Source organism: Pandoraea sp. B-6 (assembly GCF_000282835.1).
GTDB lineage: Bacteria > Pseudomonadota > Gammaproteobacteria > Burkholderiales > Burkholderiaceae > Pandoraea > Pandoraea cepalis.
On the sequence record NZ_KB290568.1, the window covers coordinates 1 to 296 of the forward strand.

Genomic DNA, 296 nt, shown 5'->3' on the forward strand with positions numbered 1-296 from the left:
CACGTGATCCGGGCAGCGCGGCGCGCGCGCGTTGGGTCCGCCGACCGGCCCGCCCATTGCCACCCATGGTGCGCTCATGACGGGCGCGGGCAGCAATCGCATCGGCGCGCCGCCGGCCGTGTGCGTGATACCGCGTCCGAAGTGCACCCCCTCGCCCTGACACAACGGCCGGGACATCGGCAATACCGGACAGAAGTCGACGGACAGCGCGCCGGAGAACGTATCGTTACCCGCCTGCGCAAGCATCGCATAGGCGAACGTGCCGCCCACGCCGTCGCCGACGAGAATGGGCGGCG

At 71.3% G+C, this 296-nt stretch carries 1 pseudogene; it reads right to left on the reverse strand.

Annotated features, from left to right (window positions below):
• Positions 1-296, reverse strand: a pseudogene (locus tag A985_RS26815) (type IV secretion system protein VirJ); the annotation flags it as partial.